5 protein-coding genes and 1 pseudogene are annotated in these 6764 nt (G+C 67.0%); 5 read left to right on the top strand and 1 reads right to left on the bottom strand.

Going from position 1 to position 6764, the window contains the following annotated elements:
• Window positions 1-192 precede the first annotated feature (192 nt).
• Genes JWP83_RS22885 through JWP83_RS22875 form a run of 3 tightly spaced genes read left to right on the top strand, consistent with a single transcriptional unit; the run spans window position 193 to window position 4653 of the window.
• A complete protein-coding gene (locus JWP83_RS22885) occupies window positions 193-1068 on the top strand; it encodes an ABC transporter permease (RefSeq protein WP_297735241.1) in 876 nt (291 codons plus the stop codon).
• Window positions 1065-2903 (top strand): ABC transporter ATP-binding protein, encoded by a 1839-nt coding sequence (locus JWP83_RS22880; RefSeq protein ID WP_297735238.1) that lies wholly within the window; start codon window positions 1065-1067, stop codon window positions 2901-2903. The genes JWP83_RS22885 and JWP83_RS22880 overlap by 4 nt, the downstream gene beginning before the upstream one ends.
• Window positions 2896-4653, top strand: a complete 1758-nt coding sequence (locus JWP83_RS22875) for an ABC transporter family substrate-binding protein (protein WP_297735235.1) — start codon at window positions 2896-2898, stop codon at window positions 4651-4653. The genes JWP83_RS22880 and JWP83_RS22875 overlap by 8 nt, the downstream gene beginning before the upstream one ends.
• Here the strand turns inward: JWP83_RS22875 and JWP83_RS22870 are convergent.
• A complete protein-coding gene (locus tag JWP83_RS22870) occupies window positions 4640-5893 on the bottom strand; it encodes an alpha/beta hydrolase (RefSeq protein WP_297735232.1) in 1254 nt (417 codons plus the stop codon). The genes JWP83_RS22875 and JWP83_RS22870 overlap by 14 nt on opposite strands.
• Before the next feature lie 166 nt (window positions 5894-6059).
• Here JWP83_RS22870 and JWP83_RS22865 point away from each other — a divergent pair.
• Window positions 6060-6305: pseudogene (locus JWP83_RS22865) on the top strand (YceI family protein); the annotation flags it as partial.
• Between the two features lie 136 nt (window positions 6306-6441).
• The coding region (locus JWP83_RS22860) for a MarR family transcriptional regulator (RefSeq protein ID WP_297735227.1) at window positions 6442-6764 on the top strand (323 nt) is incomplete at its 3' end.

Below are 6764 nucleotides of genomic sequence, written 5' to 3'. Positions count from 1 at the left end.
GCCTATGGCTAGTGTCGAATGGCCACTTACGACACGCGAAATCGCATTCGGCGTGCAATAACTTCCCACTCGAAAGGGAGATCGCGGCATGACACGCGTCGGCGACGATGCAGAGCGAAGCGATGAGGAGGAGTGGCGCCCATGACCTCAGCCGCCGAAACCACTGCCGCCCAGGGGATCCCCGCCCCGGAAGTGGCGGAGTTCACCTCGCGCCGCACCCTGGTGCTGCGCAGGTTCGGCCGCAACCGGCTCGCGGTGGCGTCACTGACGCTGCTGGTCCTGCTGTTCGTCGGCTGCTACACGCTGCCCGCACTGCTTCCCTACTCCTACGACGACCTCGATTTCAACGCGCTGCTGCAGCCGCCGAACACCCGTCACTGGCTGGGCACCAACGCGATGGGCCAAGACCTGTTGGCGCAAATCCTGCGGGGCATGCAGAAGTCGATGCTGATCGGCGTCTGCGTGGCGTTCATCTCCACCGGCATCGCCGCCACGGTCGGGTCGATCGCCGGCTATTTCGGCGGATGGCGGGACCGGATGCTGATGTGGGTGGTCGACCTGCTGTTGGTGGTGCCCAGCTTCATCCTCATCGCCATTCTCACGCCGCGGGTCAAGAAGTCGTCCAGCGTCCTGCTGCTCGTACTGCTGCTGGCCGCCTTCGGGTGGATGATCAGCTCGCGCATGGTGCGCGGCATGACCATGAGCCTGCGTGAGCGCGAATTCATCCGCGCCGCACGGTATATGGGGGTCTCCAGCCGCCGGATCATCGTCGGCCATGTGGTGCCCAACGTGGCGTCCATCCTGATCATCGACGCCGCGCTGAACGTCGCCTCGGCCATCCTGGCCGAAACCGGCCTGAGCTTCCTCGGCTTCGGCATCCAGCCGCCCGATGTGTCGCTGGGCACGCTGATCGCGAACGGCACCCAGTCCGCGACCACCTTCCCGTGGGTGTTCCTGTTCCCGGCCGGGGTCCTGGTGCTGATCCTGGTGTGCGCCAACCTGACCGGCGATGGGCTGCGCGACGCGCTGGACCCGGGCAGCGGGATGACGCGGGGCGGCGCCCGATGAGCCCGCTGCTGGAAGTGACCGACCTGGCCGTCACCTTTCCGGCCGACGGCCAACCGGTGACCGCGGTGCGCGGCATCAGCTATCACATCGAGCCCGGCGAAGTCGTGGCCATGGTCGGTGAATCGGGATCGGGCAAGTCCGTGTCGGCGATGGCGGTGGTGGGCCTGCTGCCGCAGTATGCGCGCGTGCGCGGCTCGGTCCGGTTGCGGGACACCGAACTCCTGGGGCTTGGCGACGACGCGATGTCGCGGTTCCGCGGCAAGACCGTCGGAATGGTATTCCAGGATCCCATGTCGGCGCTGACGCCGGTGTACACCGTCGGCGACCAGATCGCCGAGGCGATCGAGGTCCACCAGCCGCGCGTCGGCCGCAAGGCCGCCCGCCGGCGCGCGGTCGAACTGCTTGAGCTGGTTGGCATTTCGCAGCCCGAGCGGCGCGCGCGGGCGTTTCCGCACGAGCTGTCCGGCGGTGAACGGCAACGCGTCGTCATCGCGATCGCGATCGCCAACGATCCTGACTTGATGATCTGCGACGAACCCACCACCGCCCTGGACGTCACCGTGCAGGCGCAGATCCTCGAGGTGCTCAAGACCGCCCGCGACGTCACCGGCGCCGGGGTGCTCATCATCACCCACGACCTCGGCGTGGTCGCCGAGTTCGCCGACCGGGCACTGGTGATGTACGCCGGCCGGGTCGTCGAGTCCGCCAGCGTGACCGACCTTTACCGCGGGCGCCAGATGCCATACACCGTCGGGCTGCTGGGGTCGGTTCCCCGGCTGGACGCCGCGCAGGGCACCCGGCTGGTGCCCATACCCGGCGCGCCGCCGTCGCTGCAAAGGCTCGATCCGGGATGCCCCTTCGCGCCGCGCTGCCCGCTGGCCATCGACGAATGCCGCGCCGCCGAACCGGAATTGATCGAGGTCGGCGTGGATCATCGGGCGGCCTGCATCCGCACCGACCAGGTCGGCGATCGCAGCGCCGCGGACATCTACGGGGTCAACACCTCCGCCCGGGCGGAGGCGGCCGGCGACTCGTCGGTCGTGGTGCGGGTGCGCGATCTGGTCAAGACCTACCGGCTGACCAAGGGCGTGCTGTTCCGCCGCACCGTCGGCGAGGTCCGCGCCGTCGACGGCATCAGCTTCGAGCTGCGGCAGGGCCGGACTCTGGGCATCGTCGGCGAGTCCGGTTCGGGCAAGTCGACCACGCTGCACGAGATCCTGGAACTGGTTGCGCCACAATCTGGATCGATCGAGGTGCTGGGCCACGACGTCGCCACCCTGAGCCCGGCGAACCGACGAGCGCTGCGGCGTGACATCCAGGTCGTGTTCCAGGACCCGGTGGCGTCGCTGGATCCGCGGTTGCCCGTCTTCGAGCTGCTTGCCGAACCGTTGCGGGCCAACGCCTTCGGCAAGAGCGCTACCAACGCCCGGGTCGCCGAGCTGCTCGACATCGTGGGCTTGCGCCGCGCGGACGCGACCCGCTACCCCGCCGAGTTTTCCGGTGGACAGAAGCAGCGCATCGGCATCGCGCGGGCGCTGGCGCTGCAGCCGAAGATCCTGGCCCTCGACGAGCCGGTGTCCGCCCTCGACGTCTCCATCCAGGCCGGGATCATCAACCTGCTCCTCGACCTGCAGGAGCGGTTCGGCCTGTCGTATCTCTTCGTCTCCCATGACCTTTCGGTGGTCAAACACCTCGCGCATCAGGTGGCTGTGATGTATGCCGGCGCCATCGTGGAGCAGGGCGACAGCGAGCAACTTTTCGGCAATCCGCAGCACGAATACACGCGGCGGCTGCTGGGCGCTGTGCCGCAACCGGATCCGGGGAAGTATGTCTAGGTTTCGCGCGCGTCGAGGCTGCGCTCATGGCGCCGAGCCTGCGCTGAGCGCGCCGTTTCGTGGCAAATCCGCGCTCTGGACGCAGTCTCGAAAAGCCCTGAGCGTGGCGGTGGTCGCCGGATTGGCGCTCACCGGATGCTCGCCGGCCATCGACCTGACGCCCTCGACGGGCAACAAAGCCTCGATCGGCACCACCAGCGACGTCAATCCACGGGACCCCGCGACGCTTCAGGACGGCGGCAACCTGCGGCTGGCCCTCAGCGACTTTCCCCCGAACTTCGACATTCTCAACATCGACGGCAACTCGGCCGAGGTCGCCTCGATGATGAAGGCGACGTTGCCGAGGGCGTTCGTCATCGGGCCGGACGGCTCGACCACCGTCGACACCGACTACTTCACCAGCGTCGAGCTCACCGGGACCAACCCGCAAGTGGTCACCTACACCATCAACCCCAAGGCCGTGTGGTCCGACGGGACGCCGATCACCTGGCAGGACATCGCCAGCCAAATCCACGCTCTCAGCGGCGCCGACAAGACCTTCGAGATCGCCGGGCCCGGCGGCGCCGACCGTGTCGCGTCGGTGACCCGCGGGGTCGACGACCGGCAGGCAATCATGACCTTCGCCAAGCCGTACGCCGAGTGGCGTGGCATGTTCGCGGGCAACGGCATGCTGCTGCCGGCCAGCATGACCTCCACGCCCGAGGCGTTCAACAAGGGGCAGCTCGAAGGGCCCGGCCCGTCGGCCGGTCCGTTCATCGTGTCGTCGCTGGACCGGACCACGCAGCGAATCGTGTTGACCCGCAACCCGAAATGGTGGGGCGCGCGGCCGCGCCTGGACAGCATCACCTACCTCGTGCTCGATGACGCCGCCCGGATACCGGCGCTGCAGAACAACACGATCGACGCGACCGGGATCGGCACGGTAGACCAGCTGACCATCGCACAACGCACCAAGGGCATTTCGATACGGCGCGCCCCGGCCCCGAGCTGGTCACACTTCACCTTCAACGGCGCCCACGGAGCGATCCTGGAAGACAAGGCGTTACGGGTCGCCGTATCCAAGGGCATCGACCGGCAGACCATCGCGAAGGTCGTCCAGTACGGCTTAACCAATAACCCGGTGGCACTGGGTAACCACATCTGTGTGGCCGGGCAGGAGGGCTACCAGGACAACAGCTTCATCGTCCCCTACGATCCGGCGGCGGCGAGCCGGGAGCTCGATGCCCTGGGGTGGAAGCTCAACGGCCAGTTCCGCGAGCGAGACGGTCACCAGCTGGTCATCCGCGATTTGTTCTACGACGCACAGGGCAGCAAGGTGTTCGCGCAGATCGCCCAGCACAGCCTCGCGCAGATCGGGGTCAAGCTCGAACTCGTCGCGAGGTCCGGCAGCGGCTTCTTCACCAACTACGTCAACGTCGGGGACTTCGACATCGCGCAATTCGGCTGGCTCGGCGACGCGTTCCCGCTGTCGTCGCTGACGCAGATCTATCAGTCCGACGGGGCGAGCAACTTCGGCAAGATCGGCAGCCCGGAGATCGACAACGCGATCGAGCGGACGCTCGAAGAACTCGATCCGGCCAAGGCGCAGGCGTTGGCCAACGACCTCGACAAGCTCATCTGGGCCGAGGGATTCAGCCTGCCGTTGACCCAATCCCCCGGCGACGTCGCGGTGCGCAGCACGCTGGCCAATTTCGGCGCGGTAGGTCTCGCCGACCTGAACTACACCGCGATCGGGTTCATGCGGACCTGACCGGCCGCCGCAGCGGCGTTGGGACCCGCAGGGCCGGCAGCGCGCCCTCGGCGATGGCGGCCGCCTCGATCGCCTTCCACAGCAAACGGACCGAGGGCCGCGGCGGAAGCTCATCCAGCGCCGGCGCCTGGGCGGCCAGCCCCTCGAGTTCGCCGCTGCAGACCGCGCCGGCGATGGCCAGGGCGGCGGGCTCACGAAAGTCCAGCGCGCTGTGCGCCATGGTGGGAAGTTTCAGCAGCTGCGCACCGGGCACCACGGAGGCCACCCGCTGGGCGACCGCCGGCGGGGTAATGAGATCGCGGCCGCCGGACACCACCGCTGTGGGCCAGCCGAAATTCGGCATCTCGGCCGGCAGATCGTATGGCTCGTCCTCGAATGTCGCTGTCTGAGTCCGGTTTTCACGTTCGGCCACGGCGGGGTCGAGCGGTAGGCCGTCGGGTTCGGCGGCATAGTCGAGTTCGCGGAACGCGATGCGGCTCACCAGGTCTTCCTCGTAGCGGTACGGCAGGTTGCTCAGGGTGGCGAATCGGGATAGCGCCCACCACACCACCTTTCGGTCGTCGAGCAACAGGTCGAGTTGCCGGTCGAGCAGGGTGGTCCCGCCATAGCCGTAGACCGTCGCGACGACCTGGGTGGCCGACGCCGTCATCACGCCCGCATCGACGAGTTTGCGGACTTTCGGTGCGAGCGGCGCCGTTTCGGGGCTGTCCCCCCTGAGCAACAGCCGGCGGATCGCGCGGCGCACGATGACGATGTCGTGCCGGGACAGCAGCGGCGAATCGAGGACCATTGCCCGCACCCGGCCGGGGTGACGCACGCCGACTCCCGCGGCGATATAGGTGCCGTACGACGTTCCGTAGATGACGGCCGAGTCCACGCGGGCGTCGTCGAGCACCGCGGCCACGTCGTCGACGACCTGATTCACGGTGAGGGCGTGGGGCGGCAGGTCGGCGCCGGAGTCGGTGTGCCGCGACAATCCCACGCCGCGATGCTCGATCATGATGACGTCGAGGCCCGCGGCGGCGGCCCGGCGCCGCACTCCCTTGTACATCTGCACCGACGCCACTCCCGGGCCTCCGGGGATGATCACCAACGGGTGAGCGGACTTGCGGCCGCTGCGCACGTAGTAGAGATCGAACTGCTCGGAGCTGCCCGGCGAGACCGGCCGACGCACCCGCCGCACGCCGGGCAGCGCCGCCAGCTTCTTCTGCACCCGGCGCCGTTTCGCAGTCATCGTCATAGGTGTCGCCCCGCCGATTCCATTCTTCCCAGAAGGGTGTCTGCCATAGATACCCGCTGATGCGCACGGTAAAGCGCAGCGCCGTGAGCGCGCGCGTCATCTGGCATTCAAATCCAAGGGGATGAAACCGGACCCTAGTCCGATAATCAAGGAGCCGGGTAGGCCGGGCGTTACCAAACCGGTCAGACGTGACCTCGAATTCAACGGCGTCAATCCGGGCATGGGCCACGGCGAGGTTGCCGGCTTCGAGGCGTCGGTAGTGTTGAATCGCACGGACTTCGGCATTGACATCGATATGCCTCTGCCAAGCGGCGGTGCTGTAGTCGGTCGCATAGCGATAATCAACGCGCGGTTGACTCTTCGGGAGTTAATTGATCGGGTCGATCTCAGACACGATCGGGGGTGTCGCTAGGCCGCCCTGGGTTTATCACGAATACTTAGCGTGAAACGTCCAGCAGAAAGACGATGAAATGCCGCGTCCTCGCCGCTCGCCCCCTGGTGACAGTCCCTGGCTATCCCCGACGGAGCTCCGCGCTTGGGTTGCCTATATGCGCGTCCAGTTGCGGATGAACCATGAGATCAACCGACAGCTGCAGCGTGATAGCGATCTCTCACTGTCCGACTATCACGTGCTCAACGCGTTGAGTGGTGCACCCGAGCACAAGCTGCAGGTCACCGATCTAGCCGCCTTGATCGGGTGGGAGCGCAGCCGGCTTTCCCACCATCTGCGTCGGTTGAGCGACCGTGGCCTCACCAAGCGCATTCAGTCCGCGGACGATGGCAGGGCGACGGATGCGGTGTTGACCAGCAAAGGCATGAACGCCATAGTCAAGGCCGCACCGGGTCATGCCAGGCTGGTGAAGAAGTTGTT

It is taken from the genome of Mycobacterium sp. (assembly GCF_025965855.1).
Taxonomy (GTDB): Bacteria; Actinomycetota; Actinomycetes; order Mycobacteriales; family Mycobacteriaceae; genus Mycobacterium.
Note: the sequence above shows the minus strand (reverse complement) of the source record. Positions and strands in the feature narration are given on the sequence as shown.